The 17436-nt window shown below is 54.5% G+C and carries 15 protein-coding genes and 1 tRNA gene; 12 read left to right on the top strand and 4 right to left on the bottom strand.

The annotated features are described in order from the left end of the window. Positions 1 to 33: 33 nt before the first annotated feature. The 9 genes from JOE33_RS09535 to JOE33_RS09575 all read left to right on the top strand — a co-directional run bounded on the left by JOE33_RS09535 (position 34) and on the right by JOE33_RS09575 (position 8794). Positions 34 to 1911 carry a glycosyltransferase family 39 protein gene (locus tag JOE33_RS09535; RefSeq protein WP_187625176.1) on the top strand — a complete coding sequence of 626 codons (1878 nt, stop codon included), beginning with the start codon at positions 34 to 36 and terminating at the stop codon, positions 1909 to 1911. Positions 1912 to 1925: 14 nt separating this feature from the next. After that, positions 1926 to 3029 carry a DegT/DnrJ/EryC1/StrS family aminotransferase gene (locus JOE33_RS09540; protein ID WP_003365660.1) on the top strand — a complete coding sequence of 368 codons (1104 nt, stop codon included), beginning with the start codon at positions 1926 to 1928 and terminating at the stop codon, positions 3027 to 3029. Beyond that, on the top strand, positions 3026 to 3976 hold the full coding sequence (locus tag JOE33_RS09545) for a glycosyltransferase family 2 protein (RefSeq protein WP_003365662.1): 951 nt from the start codon (positions 3026 to 3028) through the stop codon (positions 3974 to 3976). Before JOE33_RS09540 ends, JOE33_RS09545 begins: the two co-directional genes overlap by 4 nt. Beyond that, on the top strand, positions 3963 to 4913 hold the full coding sequence (locus JOE33_RS25990; protein ID WP_187625177.1) for a WxcM-like domain-containing protein: 951 nt from the start codon (positions 3963 to 3965) through the stop codon (positions 4911 to 4913). Before JOE33_RS09545 ends, JOE33_RS25990 begins: the two co-directional genes overlap by 14 nt. A 7-nt stretch (positions 4914 to 4920) precedes the next feature. Further along, entirely contained in the window at positions 4921 to 5322 is a 402-nt protein-coding gene (locus JOE33_RS09555; protein WP_187625178.1) for a GtrA family protein, read from the top strand. Between the two features lie 194 nt (positions 5323 to 5516). Then, the gene (locus JOE33_RS09560; protein ID WP_187625179.1) at positions 5517 to 5996 is read left to right on the top strand and encodes a hypothetical protein; all 480 of its coding nucleotides are present in this window, start codon (positions 5517 to 5519) and stop codon (positions 5994 to 5996) included. A gap of 52 nt (positions 5997 to 6048) precedes the next feature. Then, on the top strand, positions 6049 to 6369 hold the full coding sequence (locus tag JOE33_RS09565; RefSeq protein ID WP_245227880.1) for a hypothetical protein: 321 nt from the start codon (positions 6049 to 6051) through the stop codon (positions 6367 to 6369). A gap of 31 nt (positions 6370 to 6400) precedes the next feature. Further along, positions 6401 to 7381, top strand: coding sequence for an IS5 family transposase (locus JOE33_RS09570; RefSeq protein WP_105223850.1), 981 nt, complete (start codon positions 6401 to 6403; stop codon positions 7379 to 7381). 267 nt (positions 7382 to 7648) lie between these two features. After that, positions 7649 to 8794, top strand: a complete 1146-nt coding sequence (locus JOE33_RS09575; protein ID WP_245227882.1) for a hypothetical protein — start codon at positions 7649 to 7651, stop codon at positions 8792 to 8794. A gap of 74 nt (positions 8795 to 8868) precedes the next feature. On the opposite strand, the gene JOE33_RS09580 is transcribed toward JOE33_RS09575, so the two are convergent. Then, complete coding sequence (locus tag JOE33_RS09580) at positions 8869 to 9870, bottom strand: glycosyltransferase family 2 protein (protein WP_274603195.1); 1002 nt, start codon at positions 9868 to 9870, stop codon at positions 8869 to 8871. Positions 9871 to 10047: 177 nt separating this feature from the next. After that, positions 10048 to 12105, bottom strand: a complete 2058-nt coding sequence (locus tag JOE33_RS09585) for a methyl-accepting chemotaxis protein (protein ID WP_187626081.1) — start codon at positions 12103 to 12105, stop codon at positions 10048 to 10050. Between the two features lie 404 nt (positions 12106 to 12509). On the opposite strand from JOE33_RS09585, the gene JOE33_RS09590 reads away from it, so the two are divergent. Then, positions 12510 to 12586: transfer RNA gene (locus tag JOE33_RS09590), tRNA-Met, on the top strand. Between the two features lie 152 nt (positions 12587 to 12738). Here the strand turns inward: JOE33_RS09590 and JOE33_RS09595 are convergent. Further along, a complete protein-coding gene (locus JOE33_RS09595) occupies positions 12739 to 13635 on the bottom strand; it encodes a LysR family transcriptional regulator (RefSeq protein WP_187626080.1) in 897 nt (298 codons plus the stop codon). Positions 13636 to 13766: 131 nt separating this feature from the next. Between JOE33_RS09595 and lldD the strand changes: the two genes are divergently transcribed. After that, on the top strand, positions 13767 to 14909 hold the full coding sequence (gene lldD, locus JOE33_RS09600; RefSeq protein ID WP_187626079.1) for an FMN-dependent L-lactate dehydrogenase LldD: 1143 nt from the start codon (positions 13767 to 13769) through the stop codon (positions 14907 to 14909). 131 nt (positions 14910 to 15040) lie between these two features. After that, the gene (locus tag JOE33_RS09605; protein WP_010430304.1) at positions 15041 to 15304 is read left to right on the top strand and encodes a hypothetical protein; all 264 of its coding nucleotides are present in this window, start codon (positions 15041 to 15043) and stop codon (positions 15302 to 15304) included. Between the two features lie 154 nt (positions 15305 to 15458). Here JOE33_RS09605 and JOE33_RS09610 read toward each other — a convergent pair whose 3' ends face one another. Beyond that, positions 15459 to 17339 carry a methyl-accepting chemotaxis protein gene (locus tag JOE33_RS09610; protein WP_187626078.1) on the bottom strand — a complete coding sequence of 627 codons (1881 nt, stop codon included), beginning with the start codon at positions 17337 to 17339 and terminating at the stop codon, positions 15459 to 15461. Positions 17340 to 17436: the final 97 nt, after the last annotated feature.

The following is a 17436-nucleotide window of genomic DNA, read 5'->3' on the forward strand; positions in this document are numbered from 1 at the left end:
CTGTGACATTTTCTGCAGCCTTAAGGGTCGCCCGTGTTTGAAACTAATCATTCAGATCATCAAACAGGCTGGTCCAGCACTCGTTACCAACGAGTGCTGGCCGTTACCTACTTTATCCTTCTGGCGGTTTGGTCGGCGGGAATTGCCTTTAACGGTGCACCTGATGAGTCAACGCACTTCTTTTTACTAGAATACTTGAAATCATTCCATTCCCTGCCAGCAGCCAGTGCGCCGACTCAAGCGTTTACAGGAGGTATCTCGGGATACACTTGGCAACCAGGTGAGTTCTGGTATCACGGCCTGCCATTCCCGCACGTAATTGGTGCACTGATCAGTTCATATAGTTTGAGCTGGATGTTACCGAGCGATCTGGGCTATCTGGCTGGAAGATGCTTTAACTGGATACTGGGCGCAGTATTTATCTGCGCCTTGTTCCGTATCGCAAATCGGGCAGGCATGTCGAAAAAAGCAGCTGCCCTTGCAGCGCTGATCATCTCACTGATACCGCAGGTCTCCTTTGTTTTTTCTTATTTCAACAGTGACGCCTACGGACTGATGAGCGTTGCACTGCTTATCAGTGCGCTGCTGGGTTTTCTGAAAGCACCGAATAAATTGACCGCCGTATGGCTAGGCGGCGCGATAGGGCTGATGTTTCTAGCGAAGTTGTACTTGCTGCCTGCCTTGGTTTTCGTCGTGGTGATGCTCGCTGCGCAGCATTTTTTCAGAGACAAAATTCTGAAACAGCGCGTTGTGCCGATGCTAACAGCTGCCGTAATTGTTTCAGTGCCCATGCTGCTTGTTACCTATCTTAAATTTGGGGAGATCTCCGGAATCTCCGGGCAGATCGACTTTGTTGCCCTGCATAAAAATAACCCTGCTGCAGGCTTTGGGACCTGTTATATCCGGTGCTCGGGGCATCTGTTAAACATGGAGAATGTCATTCCGTGGCTCAACCTCACATTGACTAGCTACTTTTCGACCACCGGCTGGATGAATATATTTTTACCATCGACCTATTACATGGGCGCGGCAGTATTGTTCATCTCGATTGTCATCATGGCAACGATACAGACAGCTCGTATTTATTCACGTGATAGCAAGTCGGTATTTCTTCTGAATTTTCTGCTGCCGCTGATCATGATACTGGGTCTGTTCCCGTCAATTATTTTGCTCAGTATGCTGGCCTCTCAGAACTCCTTGCCTCAACCGCAAGGTCGATATCTGTTCGTGACAATTCCTTTTCTGACGCTGCTCATTGCTTTCGCAACCATGAGCAGAGCTCGTGCCAGAAACGCTACTTCGTCTGTTAGAAATGCCAGGTTAAGCCAGTTTCACATGAAGTGCCTCATCGCAGTGGTGATATGGATGGCCTGGACAAATATGGTGGCCTGGAAAGAAAACACGCTTAGCTCGAGCAACATCCAGAAATCGGCCATCGGAAAGTCAGTGACCGAAGCTGTTATAGAAAGTAATACGTCCAGAAAACCGGCTACCGACAGCCTCAGTGCAGCGCAGTTGGCAAACCGGCTGTCGTTGAATAATGGGGAGTTTTTCCTGAAAGCCCCCTTGGAACAGGTCCGCGCAATGGGCACCCTCGACGAAGTGCGCAAAACTTCAGAAGGCTGGATACTTAGGGGATGGAGTGTTCCTCCACAGACAGACGGCTTGCCTGAGTACATCATTGCTGTAGAAGCTGGAAAAATTGTGGGCGCACTCAGAGTCGAGGGCAAGCGACCGGATGTCGCTGCAGCGTTGGGCAACAAGTCGGCCCTTCGCAGCGGCTATGAAGGCACTGTTCCTGCTTTGTCAAGCCCCGACAAATGTGATTTGAAACTTTATACTGTCAGCTCAACCTTCAAAGTTTTCGCCATGCCTGATGTGTGCGAGTTCATCAGTCGTTCGTCTTACTGATTATGGAAATTCCAATGGAAAATATTCCCCTTTTCTCAGCTACCAAAGCCAACGCCGGACTCGACTTCACCACGCCTTTAAAGGCTGTTCTGGACAGCCACTGGTACGTTTTGGGTAATGAGGTAAAGCTTTTCGAAGAAGAGTTCGCAGCGTATGTCGGTGTGCAACACTGCATTAGCGTGGCCAACGGCTCCGACGCACTGGAGCTTGCACTCAAGGGTTTGGGCATCGTCGTCGGTGACCGCGTAGTCGCCGTAGCGAACGCCGGCTTCTATGGCAGCACTGCCATCCACGCAGTAGGCGCAGTGCCTGTTTACGCAGATGTCGATCCTGCAACATTGACCCTTTGCAAAAACTCTCTGGAAACTGTGATTGCTAAGGAAAAGCCGGCGGCTATCATCGTTACGCATTTGTACGGTCAGTTGGCGAATATCGAAGAGATCGTACAAATCGCTTCCGCAGCAGGTATTCCCGTTCTTGAAGACTGCGCTCAGTCGCACGGCGCACGACGCAGTGGCAAGCAAGCGGGTAGCTTTGGCACCATAGCCTGCTTCAGCTTTTACCCCACCAAGAATCTGGGCGCGTTAGGTGACGGTGGCGCAGTGGTTACCGGGGATGACGCTCTGGCAGCACGCATTCGCCAGCTTCGCCAGTATGGCTGGGACCAGAAGTACCGCATTGCCATCCCGGGCGGTCGCAATAGCCGGCTCGACGAGATGCAAGCTGCAATCTTGCGCGTCAAGTTGCCTCATCTGGACACCTGGAACGAACAGCGCCGCTCCATTGCCAAGCGTTACAACGAAGCGTTTGCCGGTCTGGACATTGAACTTCCATGCTCGGTGTCGGAAGACTACGTTGCGCACTTGTATGTGATTCGTGCGAAAGACAGAACTGCACTTGCCGCGGCGCTTAAAGAGAAGTCCATCAGCACAGATATCCACTACCCGATTGCCGACCATAAGCAGCCGGCTTACTCGGCAGCCCCTTCCGTGGCTCTGGACGTAACCGAGCGTACATGTGATACCGTCATCTCCCTGCCCTGCTTCCCAGGCCTCAGTGACGACGAGGTTGATCGCGTCATCGCTGCGGTCACTGCGCACTTTTCCAAGGAGATATGATTTTGCTGACGTTGGTCATTCCCGTCTATCGTAATGAGAGCAATCTGCCCGACTTGCTCGTTGCTGTGACGGCGCTTGATGAGCAGCTCGGACACGACCTGGAGGTCGTGTTCGTTGTGGACGGCAGCCCTGATCGCTGTTACGAAATACTCAGGGAACAACTGCCGTCACAATCGTTCAAGTCCAAGCTGATTCTGCTGTCCAGAAACTTTGGATCATTCATGGCGATCCGTACGGGTCTGCAGCATGGCAGTGGCGACCGTTTTGCGGTAATGGCTGCAGATCTTCAGGAGCCGCCGGAACTGGTTCTGGAGATGAACACGGTACTGATGCGCGGCGATATCGACGTTGTGGTTGGTGTACGTGAGGGTCGTCAGGACCCATGGGCAACACGTACGGCTTCAAAGATTTTCTGGGGATTTTATCGTCGCTATGTCATTCCTGAAATCCCGCCAGGCGGCGTCGATATGTTCGCCTGCAACAAGGCTTTTCGGGATACTCTGCTGACCCTTGAAGAGCGTCACAGCTCTCTCATCGCGCAGATATTCTGGATGGGCTATCGTCGCGAAGTAGTTACCTATACCCGGCAGGAACGGGTTCACGGTACGTCTGCGTGGACACTGCGTAAAAAAGTCAATTACCTGATGGACAGCGTATTCTCCTTCACGGATATGCCTATACGTATATTGACCCGCGTCGGCGCGTTCGGCTCTACATTTGCAGCGCTGTTCGGTGTGTTCACACTGATCGCCAAGCTCGAAGGCAGAATTGAAGTACCCGGCTACGCAATGATCATGCTGGCCATCACATTCCTCGGCTGTTTGAACCTGCTGGGATTGGGCATCGTCGGCTCTTATGCATGGCGCACTTACGAAAATACAAAGAATAGGCCCTTGGCCATCCCGATGCGGATCGAGGGATTTGGAGAAACACATGAGCAGCGGTAAGGATTTCTTTGTTCACAGCCATGCGCTGTGCGAGTCCGAGAATATCGGGAAAGATTCGCGGGTATGGGCGTTCGCACATATCCTGCCAGGCGCAAGCCTCGGTAGTGAATGCAACGTCTGTGACAACGTCTTCATCGAGAATGACGTTATCATCGGCGATCGGGTGACGCTGAAATGCGGTGTACAGGTATGGGACGGCATTACCATTGAAGACGATGTCTTCATCGGTCCTAACGCCACATTTACCAATGACCTGTTCCCACGCAGCAAAGTCTATCCACAGAGTTTCGCGCGTACCATCATCAGAAAAGGTGCCTCACTGGGTGCTAACTGCACGATTCTTCCGGGTATCACCATCGGCATCAACGCCATGGTCGGCGCAGGTGCCGTCGTTACCCGCTCTGTGCCGCCTAACGCTATAGTCGTAGGTAACCCGGCCAAGATCATTGGTTACGTGGACGCCAAGCCTGTCAACGCCAGTAGCGAGACGCGCCCGGAAAAAGCCGCACCAGGCGTAACCGCCACGTCGGTGAAGAACGTTACCCTGCACACCATGAATGAAGTCGCGGATATTCGCGGTAGCTTGTCGGCGGGCGAATTCGAGCGTTCGGTACCCTTCAAGTCCGAACGTTACTTCTTGGTCTACGACGTACCGACCGCCGAGACTCGAGGCGAGCACGCACACCGTATCTGTCACCAATTCCTGGTTGCCGTGAAGGGCTCGGTTCATGTTGTAGCGGATGATGGTGTCAATCGTGAAGAGTTTATTCTCGACAAGCCGAATCAGGGCATCCACCTGCCGCCGATGACGTGGGGTATTCAGTATCGCTATTCTCAGGACGCCGTGCTGTTGGTATTTGCGTCGCATTACTACGATGCGGGGGACTACATTCGTAATTACGAAGAATTTAAAACCCTAATCGCAAACGCTGAATAATGGCACGATGATGAATCAGGCTGTTTCAAAATTCTTAAAACAGGATTTTGCCCGATTCCTGATGTCAGGCGGTTTCAACACCGCCCTGACCTACGGACTCTACCTTGTTCTGTTAATGTTCCTATCCTACAACATAAGCTATACGATTTCTTATGTGTCTGGAATATTACTAGCCTACCTCATGAATCGTTTTTTTGTATTCAAGAGCCATCAGGGACTGCGTTCAGTCATTTTATTGCCGCTTATATACGCTTTCCAGTATTGCTTGAGCCTGGCCATACTTTGGTGTTGGGTTGAACAACTTAAACTGGATGCAAGGTTGGCACCATTGGCAGCAATAGCACTGACACTTCCCGTTACGTTTATCCTTTCAAAACTTGCCTTTTCGGCCGGACCCGCGTCACGGTAGTGCAAGTCTTCTAAACGTAGATCCCACACACTCTGTATTTCACCTTGAAGAGCGTGCAACACCATAAAACCTTGATGCGTCTACAGTGCTGCCAATGCCCAAGGGAGAAGTACCAACTGCTTTGGATTGGCCGTTCAGGATTCGAGATGTGTAAAAAGTTGGCTAGTTTATAAACCAATATCTAAGGAAAAACCATGTACAAAACCCTTACGGCCATCTGTTTTCTTACCCTTCTATCAGTCATCATCTCTGGGTGTGATAAGAAACCGGATAATGCATCAAGCTCGCCAAATGCCAAAGTCACTCACTATTCATTCGACAAATGCAATATTGATTCGATCGCGGGAAAAACAGGGGCGAGCATCTACGTCAATCGAGAGGTGGTTGAATTTAATGGGTGGGCCTTCGACCCATTAAAAAATGAAGCCCCCAAAGAAATCAGGCTCCGCCTGACGGGCTACAAAGGCGCTCCCGACACGTTCAAAGACCCGGTCATTATTGATCGTCCCGATTTGGTAAAGGCATTCAAAAACGACAAACTTCTGAAGTCCGGATTCTCATTCAAAGCAGACCTGTCTTCATTTGAATCAGGCGGCTACAGCGTGGTTTTAGAAATACCTGGAGAAAACTCGTCTAGCCTATGTCAATCTAAAGTCTTGCTCGTCATCAAATAACCAGAAAGCACTTCGCCTCCTTACGACAGCTATACCTTCAAGGCCGAAAACTATGGACAATGCAACAAAAGAGCGAACCCTAAACAGCTTTATGCTGCTATTGATATCGGCTACTTTTGTCGTGGGGAATTTTCTGTGGCAGGGCCATGATGGATTTAACCTTTGGGATGAAGGCTACCTGTGGTACGGCGCTCAACAGATCATCAAAGGAGAAGTACCAGTTCGAGATTTCATGGCCTATGACCCAGGTCGCTACTACTGGTCCGCGGGATTCTTTGCGCTTATGGGTGACACAGGCATCGTAGCCCTGCGTGCAGCCGTTGCAGTGTTTCAACTGCTAGGGAATCTCCGAACAAGTCTTCAAATGTGCTGAAATACGCCTGACCACCTGATCCGAGCCGCCCATGAGCCAGATGAGCTTTTCCGATTTCGAATATGCCGGTAAGCGCAAGCAGACACGCCGCGAACGCTTCCTCGCCGAGATGGATCAGGTCGTGCCCTGGACAGGTCTACTGGGCCTGATCGAACCGTTCTACCCCAAGGCCGGCGGAGGCAGAAAACCTTATCCTCTGGAAACCATGCTGCGCATTCATCTGCTGCAGAACTGGTTCTCCCTGAGCGACCCGGCCATGGAAGAAGCGCTCTACGAAATCACGCCCATGCGCCAGTTTGCACGCCTGACCTTGAGCGCCCCGATACCTGAAGACACCACGATCATGAACTTCCGGCACCTGCTGGAAAAGCATCAACTGGCCCCTGCGATCCTCGCGGTCATCAACGGTTATCTGCAAGAGAAAGGCCTGTCCCTGCGCCAGGGCACCATCGTCGATGCCACCATCATTCATGCCCCTTGCTCGACCAAGAACGAGGAAGGAAAGCGTGATCCCGAGATGCATCAGACGAAGAAAGGTAACCAATACTTCTTCGGGATGAAGGCGCATATCGGCGCCGATGCGGAGTCGGGCCTGGTTCATCATGTTCATGGCACTGCGGCCAATGTGGCCGATGTCACGCAGGTCGCCGAACTGCTCCACGGCGAAGAAAACGCGGTGTATGCAGACGCGGGATACACCGGTGTCGAGAAGCGTGAAGAGCATGAAAATCGTGAGGTCATCTGGCAAATCGCTGCGCGGCGCAGCACGTATTCCAGGCTCAATAAACGCAGCGTGCTCTACAAGGCCAAGCGCAAGATCGAGTACTGCAAAGCTCAGACACGGGCCAAGGTCGAGCATCCGTTTCGCGTAATCAAGCGTCAGTTTGGCTACGTGAAAGTGCGCTTTCGTGGGCTGATGAAAAACACAGCTCAGCTGACCACGCTGTTCGCCCTGTCGAATCTGTGGATGGCTCGAAAACAGCTGATGGGTATGGGTGAGTTGCGCGTTTAACACGGAAAACCGGGCGGAAACGCCCTCAACGCGCGCTGCATCAGGCCATTTTCAGCAAATAGCGCTGGGTGCCGGGCAAATTGCGACTCGCCGCCGCTGCGCAGCAAGTTGATCGGAGCATCCCTAGGTGTCTATGCAGGGCTCTGGACAATTTCCATCGCGCTAAGATTTAACACGACAAGAAGACTTGCTTATCTGTGCATCGCGGCTATCACACTCATGGCCTGGATGTATCCGCGGCATAAGATCATTGACATGTCCCTCTCGATGATCGTAGTCGCCAGCCTAACTTATCTGCTGTTGAGTCCTAACACGAAACGTTACTTTTTTCTCGGCGTCATCGTCGGCATCGCTGCCGTGTTCGGCCGTAACCACGGTGTGTATGCCGCTGTTGCAAGTCTGATAGCCATGGGTTGGCTGGCAATTAAATCACCGACGCCCGATAACCGTTTGACGGACATTGTGGCTTGGGCCGCAGGTGTAGTAGTTGGCTATTTTCCCGTATTAGCCATGTGCCTTTTTACACCAGGCTACTTTACAGCGTTCATCGATACGATTGTCTTCATGCTTGAGCAGGGTAATACGAACTTACCTCTTCCGATACCTTGGCCCTGGACGGTGGGTTTTGGTACTGCCGGAGTCGTCATCGAAACAAGATGGTTCCTGATCGGACTGTGCTTCATGGGGTTGATAGTATTTGGAAGTGGTGCAATGGCGTGGGTATTCAAAGAGCGAATCAAGGGGCGCGCTGTGCCTCCAGAACTTGTGGCCGTTGCCTGCGCAACGCTGCCTTATGCTCACTATGCTTTCGCTCGAGCAGACGTGGGACATCTCGCACAGGGAATATACCCTTTACTCTTGGGTATCTTTATTGCTCTAGGGACACTTCACTCAGAAGCTTTAAAGTGGGCACTGGCCATACTTACGAGTGTCGTCAGTTTATTCATTCTTGCCGCTTGGCAACCCGGGGTCCTTGCTCGCACCCAAGACGGATGGACCTCGGTAGAGGTGTCCGGTTCGAACCTATCCATGGACCCCAGCACGGCTGAAGCGGTACATCTTCTGAGGGATCTGACCAATCGCTATGCTCCAGCGGGCAGAAGCGTACTGGTGTTACCTTTCTGGCCGGGAGCTTATCCCTTGCTGGGGCGCAATGCGCCGCTCTGGGAAATTTACGCACTCTCGCCTCGAAGCGAGGCTTTTCAACGAGCTGAAATTCAACGCATAAAGAAGGCTGATCCCGGTTTCGCATTAGTCTTCAACATGGCGATGGATGGACGAGAAGAACTCAGATTCTCCAATTCGCATCGTTGGATTGAAGAATACATTCACACCCATTTTGAAGCGGTCATGAACTCACCTAACGCGGCTTATCAGATATACAAGGCACCTGATAAAACAGAGGCTCACTGATTTACGTAAACGCCGAAACTCGTTCCGCTTGCATTAAATGGTCGTAACGGTTGAGGGGGACTTGTTGCTCTCCCTCACACTCTGTCTAGGCACACCGCCAGGATCAGGCTCAAATTGCCCTGTACAGTCTGCCGGTAGATCCCCGCTTTTCGAAGCGTGAACACACGTTTGAACAACCGCTGCCTGCGACCGCTTTCAAAGTAACCCAGCACGTGCCGACTTTCCTCGGTGAGCACACACTCCATATACTTGAGGATCGCCACGTTGGCATCGTTCCACTCGGCAAATCGCCCTGAAAGCATCTTTCGAAATCGTATCAGCCTTTCTCGAGTGCTCGCATTGGCGCCGATCAGGTTTCCGCGGTGTTGGCGATAGTAGAGGCAGGGGTCGGCGTCATAGAAAACCTGACCGCCGCATCCGGTCACCAGAAGATAGGTGAGCCAGTCATGCGCGATCAGAGGAGCGTGTTCAGGCAATTTGGCCAACAAACCACGGGTCGCCTGATTGATCAGCATGGTATTGGCGCCTGCAAGGCTCTGAACCAGGGCGTTTTTAAAAGAGGGCGTTTTTTTGAACAGCGGAGAAACCCCGATTACCTTCAAGTCTGCATCGACCAACCGGGTTCTGGAGCAGTAAAGCGCCGGCGTGTCGGGCTTCAAGAGCTGAAGGCGCCCCACGCTTCTCTCCAGCTTGTCGCTGAACCAGACGTCATCCTGGTCACTGAACGCGAAATAATCAGCGTCTATTTCAGGGCGCTTGACCAAAGAGACAAAGTTCTCTGCAAAGCCCTTGCACGGCCCGCTGAAAATGACTAGTCGCTCCGCACCCCAGCGAACCTGGTATTCGGACAAAATGCGAAGAGTGTCATCGGTCGACGCATCGTCGGAAACATAAAGAACCCAATTGCGGAAGGTCTGAGCGGAAAACGACTCGAGCTGCTCACGGAGGTACGCAGCCCCGTTGTACGTGCACATCAAAATAGCGACGCGTGAGCGGCCTGACACCTCGGATAAACCTCGACGTCGTAGCGAGCCGTCACCATCCGCCCGGTGTTTTTCGGTGAGCTGCGTTCTCAAGAAACCTTTCGCCTGCAAAAACCGCGCATTTTACGCCTTGTGTCGACTCCCGTCAGTCCTCAAATGATTGAATGCACATCCGTTTATCCAACTTTCATACATCACGGCCACAAATGCGAAAAAACCGGCTGTGTATGACCACGCCGGTTTTTCAGTGTGACGTGGCCAGCCGTCCAATCACCCCAACCGAAACCGCGCCGTATTGTCATTCAGCGCCCGACTGCCCTGACTCAGGGTATCCGCCGCCTGATTGACCGCGCGGGCACCTTCCAGCAAACGCCCTGCGGCCTGATCGACCTGCTGGATGTTGCTGCTCACCTCATCAGCGGTCGTCGCCTGTTCTTCCACGGCGGTCGATATCTGCGCCAGCGTATCGGTCACACCCTGCACTGCTATGGCGATTTCGCCCAGGCGGACGCCCAGACCGGTCACCGACTGCGCATCGTTGACGGCTTGCCCGCAGGCCGCTTCCATCAGGTTGACCGCCTGCGTCACGGTGGAGCGCAAGCTGTCGACCGTGCCGGCGATCTGAGCGGTCGAGGCTTGGGTGCGCTGGGACAGGCTGCGCACTTCATCGGCAACCACGGCGAACCCGCGACCCTGCTCACCGGCGCGTGCCGCCTCGATGGCTGCGTTGAGGGCCAGCAGGTTGGTCTGTTCGGCGATACCGCGAATGGCATCCACCACCGATTGAATCTGCTGGCCCTGCTCGCTGACCCGACCCAGCGCGGCGGCAGTTTCGGTCAGTCGCTGATTGAGCTGCTGGATGCTGTCGGTGGTGCGCTGGCTGTCCTGGCTGCTTTGCTGAGCAATCTGGCGCGTCTGCCTGGCGCTTTCCGATGCCTGCTCACAGCTTCTCGCCACGCCTTGGGAAGTGGCAGCCAGCTCGGTGGCTGCGGCGGCGATCTGACTGATCTGCTGTTGCTGGTCCTCGACTTCGGTGAGCGTCCCGCTGGACTGAGCACTCAGCGTCAGCACGGCGTCGCCGACGCGAACGGTTTCCTGATTGACGCCCAGCAGGCTGGTACGCAGTTGCACCACCGCGACATTCAGCGCGCGACTGATGGCAGCAAGTTCGTCACGGCCCTGCACAGCCACTTCCACACACAGATTGCCGTCACGCAGGGATTCAGCCAGCGTGGTGATGCCTTTGGCGCTGTTACGAATCGAGGATTGCAGACAGGCGAACAGATAGATCGCCATGATCACCAGAACACAGAAGACCACCGCCATCGGGATGAACTCCGTGTTGGAGGTCTCATGGTAGTAATCGAGGCGTCCATTGAGCGCCTCAAGCGACTGCCTGCGCAAATCCACCATGCTGCCGGTCAAGGCGTCGATGCTGTTTTCGAACTCTTCCGGCTTTAGCTTGATACTGCCGCCGAAAACACCGTCATCAATCACCTTCAGCTGTGCTTCCAGCACTTGCATTACCGCAGCGTACTTGTCGGCCCAGGGCTGTAACTGCTCGGGAAGCTTGGATAGCAGCAGGCCGGCAGCCTTTTGCATCTGATCCTTGGAATCATCGATGCGACCACGCAGATCACGCATTTGCAGACGGCTCTGCAGGCTGAACTGACCGGATGCCACCGACGTCTGCCCCACACTCGACAGACGACCGATACGCTCGATCAGGTCCGGCACTTGCTGGGTGGAGAGCTGCATGAGCATGTAGGTTTCAAGCCATGGGTCGAGAATCAACCCGCTGTCCATGGCAATCTGCTCGCGCAGTGCCTGGACCAGATTCAGCACTGCAGTGAATCGGTCATAGCCATCAGGCCACCAGCCCACCGTGCGCAATGACGCCGTATCCAGGCCGGTGACCGCGGCTTGCAACGCCTTGAACCGGTTCATGGTATCAACCGGTGCTTTCTCCTCGACCAATACGGCCTGAACGCCATCCAGCGCCTTGGCAATACGAGGGATGCCCGCATCGACGCTGGCCATGGCAGCTTTTGCAGCCGGAGTCGGCTCGCGCAGGATGTCGGCCGCTTTCCAGCGGGCGGCATGGTCGCGCTGGGCGGACAACTCGACGTTCAGATCATCGAGCGCGAGCAGTTGACGCACGCCTGATTGCTCTCCGGAAATGACATCGAGCTTGTTGCTGTACTCCTTGGTGATGACCCACGCGCACCCCACCAGCGGCAACACGAACAGCAGGAACAAGACCTGAAACTTGCGAGCAAAACCAAAATTTCCCATCAGGCGCATGCCTGGTGACAAAAGACTGTTCATGTCCTGCGACTCCCCGTGAACACCTGCCAGATCTGCACAAACAGAGGCGATGCCTTTTTTTTAAAAAACACTAGCAGCAAAATGCCATGTTCTTGTTTCAATGGCGATACGTGTTGCTTCACATTGGTACGAAAAGCGCGGGCGCCGCGTTGTATTTCATGCAAAGGGCGCAGTAATTGACGCTTCATGCACAACAAAGCAAGAACCGGACCGTAGATCAGGCTGGAAACGTTCTTTATATGGCCGCATGCTCAAGCCATACGGGAAGACATTGACGATGCGCTCAAACCCCGAAAAAACGCACCCTCAGCGAGGGTTGAGCCCTAACCGGTTGATCGCACGCAATTATTTTTCACAACAACGCTTGACACATATGCGTTCTCCGAGAATAATGCGCGCCACTTGGCTACATAGCTCAGTTGGTTAGAGCATAGCATTCATAATGCTGGGGTCCGGGGTTCAAGTCCCTGTGTAGCCACCAAGTACCGATTCACAGTTTTCTTCTGATAACTGTGAGTCAACAAGAAGCCCGCCTCGTGCGGGCTTTCTTGTTTCTGGCTTTCCCGTCTTGTCCCTCCTTATGCCCCCCAGCATCGATCACGCTAAGCACGCGTCCGGAATGATCGGCCCAAATCAGGATTTCATTTGCAGACGGGTTTCCCTGGCGAGCGCCAACCAGGCCTCGGCCGCAGGTGACAAGTGCGCGTTCTTGCGCCATGCCAACACCATATGCCAATCGGTATCCGGCTCGCTCAGCGCAACCAATCGAATCCCGTCGTGATAATGCTTCTGCGCCAGCATTCTTGGCAGGAACGCGACCCCCAGCCCTGCCGAGACCAGATCGACAATAAAGTCGACCTGACCACTGCGTGCGGTCACTTTGGGCGTAACGCCCTTGCGGTCGCATGCCAGTTTAATCATGGCGTTCAGTGCAAACCCGGCTTCGAAGAGGATAAACGGTGTTTCGGCCAGTTCTTCAATGACGACCCGTTTGCGCTTTGCCAACGGATGGGTTTCTGCCATGACCACCACCACCGGCTCGATGCGCACATCCTGGTAATCGAACTCTTCACTGAATGAGTTCATCTTCAACAGTGCAGCCAGCTCTACTTCTCCCGAAGCCAGGCACTCATGCAGTTTGCTCGCGCCGTGTTCCGTGAGCTGAATATCAATATCAGGATAGCGGGCCCGGTATTGAGTGAACATCGCGGCGAAAAGCGCACCGCTGCCCACGGGTGGCAGACCGATGCGCAGCACGCCGCCTTTCAAACCGCGCAGGTCGTTGAGCTCAGTCAGCAGATCGTTGCGCTCGGCCAACAGGGTCAGCGCGCGCCGGTAGACGATTTCACCGGCAGCGGTCAGTTCGCTGCGGTGGCCAATACGGCTCAACAGCGGTGTACCCAATTCATCTTCAAGCGTCTTGACGGCTTTGCTGACGGTGGACTGGGTAAGCGATACAACGTCAGCGGCATGGGAGAAGCTACCCTGACGTACCACTTCGACAAAAGTGCGCAATGTTCGAAGGTTCACAAGTATTCGATTTCCGACTGAATTCAAGTTGTATTAGTTGTTTTGATCATAGTCGGTTTTTTCGTAATCTGAACCTGCCGCTCATGTCTGGCGGCCTCGGTTCGCAGATTTATTCGCCCAGGAAAACCGTCATGATTATTTCTTCAGCATCCGATTACCGTGCAGCGGCCAAACGCAAACTCCCGCGCTTTCTGTTTGATTACATTGACGGTGGTGCGTATGCAGAACACACGCTGCGCGCCAACAGTTCGGACCTGAGCGATATCAGTCTGCGCCAGCGCGTTCTCAAAAATGTCGACAACCTGAGCCTTGAAACCAGGCTGTTTGGCGAATCCCTGGCCATGCCGATTATCCTCAGCCCCGTAGGCCTGAGCGGAATGTATGCGCGACGGGGTGAGGTGCAGGCAGCCAAGGCGGCGGCGAGCAAGCGGGTTCCATTCTGTCTGTCGACGGTGTCTGTGTGTTCGATTGAGGAGGTAGCGTCGCAGAGCAAACAGGCGATCTGGTTTCAGCTCTACGTGCTCAAAGACCGTGGTTTTATGAAAAACGCTCTGGAGCGTGCCAAGGCGGCGGGTGTCACGACGCTGGTCTTTACCGTCGACATGCCGACGCCCGGCGCGCGTTATCGAGATGCACACTCGGGTATGTCCGGGCCCTATGCCGCGCCTCGACGCATTCTGCAAGCCATGACCAAGCCTGACTGGGCCTTGAATGTCGGCCTGCTCGGTCGCCCTCATGATCTGGGCAATATCTCCAGATACCTGGGTAAAGCCACCACGCTGGAGGACTACGTGGGCTGGCTGGCGAACAACTTCGACCCGTCGATCAGCTGGAAGGATCTGGAGTGGATCCGCGAGTTCTGGCAAGGGCCGATGATCATCAAAGGCATTCTTGATCCGCAGGATGCCAGGGATGCGCTGAGCTTTGGCGCGGACGGCATTGTGGCATCCAACCACGGCGGACGTCAGCTGGATGGTGCGCTGTCCACCGCCAGGGCATTGCCGCCCATTGCCCAGGCTGTCGGCAGTGACATGACAGTGCTGGTCGACTCCGGCATTCGCTCGGGTCTTGATGTGGTGCGCATGCTCGCCCTCGGCGCCAAAGGCGTGTTGCTCGGGCGCTCGATGGCCTATGCGCTGGGCGCCGATGGGCAGCGTGGCGTCGAGAATATGCTGGATATTTTTGCCAGGGAAATGCATGTCGCCATGACGTTGACCGGGGTGACGTCGATTGAGCAGATCGACGAAAGCATTCTGGTGAAAGCAGCTGTTTGAAGGCCGCGACTGGACTGGATCATTACCCGAGGCGGCCTTTCGACGAACTGCATTTTTCACTTTGAATGTCTGGTCTATGCTCGAAAATGATGGCTCAAGACGAGCCAGCATTTCTCATGAAGGAGCAAAGCATGCGTAAACTCGTACTCTCAATGACTGCCGCCCTCTTCCTGGCGGGTGCTGTAGCGCCCGTCGCCCTTGCAGAGAGTGAACTGGAAAAGGGTGTCCGACACGATAACCGTGAGCTGGATAAAGGTGTCGATCATGACGCCAAGGAAGTGGACAAGGGTATGAAGCACGACGCCGACGAGGTCGACAAAGGTGCGAAGCATGACGACAAGGAGCGTCACAAGGCTGACAAGCACATCGATAAAGAGGTTAAAAAGGATCTCTGACAAAAAGCCTGCCATCGAGCAGGCTTTTTCATGGGCGGATGACGCCGGGCGGTCCAGCGGGTTTGCTGAAATACCACGCGCTGGTGCGTTTGATCTCTCACGCTTAAAGGCCGGGCCACCTGTAAGTGGCCGGCCTCTGTTACTGGATGTACGGTCAAATCTTGAAGCTGTCGACCAGTTGCTTCAAACGCCCGGCTTGTTGCGAAAGTGCAGCACAATCCTTGAGCGTTTCATTAAGGTTGGCCACGCCTTGTTGATTGAGCGTATTGATCTGATTGATATCGATATTGAGTGTTTCCACAACAGCAGTCTGCTCTTCTGTCGCAGCGGCAACGGATTGATTCATGCCATCGATATCGCCAATGCGCCGCGTTACATCGCGTAGGCGACTGCCCGCCTGATTGGCAACTTCGACACTTTCCTGACTCGACGTCTGGCTTTCATTCATGTTGAGTACGGCATGCTGAGAGCCGGTCTGCAGGCCGCCAATCATCTTGTGGATCTCGTCGGCCGATGTCTGGGTACGATGCGCAAGGTTGCGCACCTCGTCGGCAACTACCGCAAAACCGCGTCCGGCCTCACCCGCGCGAGCGGCTTCGATGGCCGCGTTGAGGGCCAGCAGGTTGGTCTGTTGCGAGATGCCTTTGATGACATCCAGGATGTGGCCGATGTTTTCGGTGCTGGCGTTGAGTTGCTCGATCTGCGTGCAGGAATCACTGATCTTGGCCGACAGCGCGCTCATGGCGTTGATTGTCTTCTCGACCACTACCTGACCGTCTTCTGCCTGATTGCGGGCCTCACTGGCCTGGATCGAAGCGTCCGATGCGTTGCGGGCAATCTCCTGGGTTGCGGCCCCCAGCTCGTTGATCGCTGCAGCGACGTTGTTGGTTCGGGCGCTCTGCTCGTCGAAACCGACGATGGACGAATTGGAGGAGTTGACCACCCGTTGCGACAGGTCATGCACCTGAAGCGTCGCGGATGAGACTTCAACGATGGACGCATGAACGCGCTCCACGAACTGATTGAACGAGCCACCCAGTGCGGCGAACTCGTCCTTGCCCTGAATGCTCAGACGCCGGGTCAGATCACCCTCGCCCTGGGCGATGTCCTGCATCGCGCGGCCCATGTCGGTCAACGGGCGCATCAGCGCACGAATGAGCAGGCTCAACAGCAACGCAATCACGGCCACTGCAATCAGCACGGCAACCATCGCCGAACTGCGAAACTGGCTCAACGGCGCATAGGCCTTGTCCTTGTCGATCGACAGACCAATGTACCAGTCAGCCGAAGGCAGCCCGGTGATCGGGGTAAAGGACAGCAGCCGCTGCTGACCATTGAGGGTCACCTCACGCAAGCGGGCATCCAGGCTGATGGTCTGTCCGGGGTAGATATCCTTGAGGTTTTTCATCACCTGGTCCTTGTCAGGACTGACGATGATCTGTCCGTCCCCACTGACCAGAAAGGCATAACCCAGCCCGCCGAATTCGACCGAGTTGATGATCTTGACCAGTGTGTCGAGGCTCAGATCGCCGCCGACGACACCCGTAACCTGGCCTGCGGCCTTGACCGGGCTGGCGATCGTTACCACCAGACCACCCACGGAAGCCAGATAAGGCGCGCTGAGAATGGTCTTGCCTGCGTCGACGGTGGACTTGTACCAGGGCCGCTGGCGAGGGTCGTAGCCCGCCGGCATATCCACATTGGGTCGCTGGGTAAACGCGCCTTTGCTGTCACCGACATAGGTGAACTGAAAGGTCGATACCAGCGCAGACTGCGACACCAGCCCGCCGAGGTCGGAATTGACGCCCTGAAAGGCTACGTTCTGGGTGAGGTTTTCCAGCACCAGAATGCGCCCGCTCAGCCAGTTCTGGACGCTGCTGGCAGTCAACTGACCTGCCTGAGCGACAGAGGACTCAAGGTTCTGGTTGATCGTCTTGCGTTGCAGGTAATCGTTGTACAAGGTGAACAAGGCGAATGCCAGCACCACCACACCGGCCGCGGCCAGCAGAATCTTATGACGAAACTTCAAATTCATGACAAGGCATCTCAACAGGACTGCTGGAAGCAGGTTCGGATGCCAGAGCAACTTGCGACATAAAAAATGTCATGCCCTGCACACACAATGAACCTGC

It is taken from the genome of Pseudomonas sp. PvP027, assembly GCF_017833005.1.
GTDB lineage: Bacteria > Pseudomonadota > Gammaproteobacteria > Pseudomonadales > Pseudomonadaceae > Aquipseudomonas > Aquipseudomonas congelans.

Coding starts and splice junctions, on each gene's coding strand:
- JOE33_RS09575 (WP_245227882.1), top strand. CDS start 7,649: ATGATCGTAGTCGCCAGCCTAACTTATCTGCTGTTGAGTCCTAACACG.
- JOE33_RS09570 (WP_105223850.1), top strand. CDS start 6,401: ATGAGCCAGATGAGCTTTTCCGATTTCGAATATGCCGGTAAGCGCAAG.
- JOE33_RS09540 (WP_003365660.1), top strand. CDS start 1,926: ATGGAAAATATTCCCCTTTTCTCAGCTACCAAAGCCAACGCCGGACTC.
- JOE33_RS09555 (WP_187625178.1), top strand. CDS start 4,921: ATGATGAATCAGGCTGTTTCAAAATTCTTAAAACAGGATTTTGCCCGA.
- lldD (WP_187626079.1), top strand. CDS start 13,767: ATGATTATTTCTTCAGCATCCGATTACCGTGCAGCGGCCAAACGCAAA.
- JOE33_RS25990 (WP_187625177.1), top strand. CDS start 3,963: ATGAGCAGCGGTAAGGATTTCTTTGTTCACAGCCATGCGCTGTGCGAG.
- JOE33_RS09565 (WP_245227880.1), top strand. CDS start 6,049: ATGGACAATGCAACAAAAGAGCGAACCCTAAACAGCTTTATGCTGCTA.
- JOE33_RS09560 (WP_187625179.1), top strand. CDS start 5,517: ATGTACAAAACCCTTACGGCCATCTGTTTTCTTACCCTTCTATCAGTC.
- JOE33_RS09545 (WP_003365662.1), top strand. CDS start 3,026: ATGATTTTGCTGACGTTGGTCATTCCCGTCTATCGTAATGAGAGCAAT.
- JOE33_RS09585 (WP_187626081.1), bottom strand. CDS start 12,105: ATGAACAGTCTTTTGTCACCAGGCATGCGCCTGATGGGAAATTTTGGT.
- JOE33_RS09610 (WP_187626078.1), bottom strand. CDS start 17,339: ATGAATTTGAAGTTTCGTCATAAGATTCTGCTGGCCGCGGCCGGTGTG.
- JOE33_RS09605 (WP_010430304.1), top strand. CDS start 15,041: ATGCGTAAACTCGTACTCTCAATGACTGCCGCCCTCTTCCTGGCGGGT.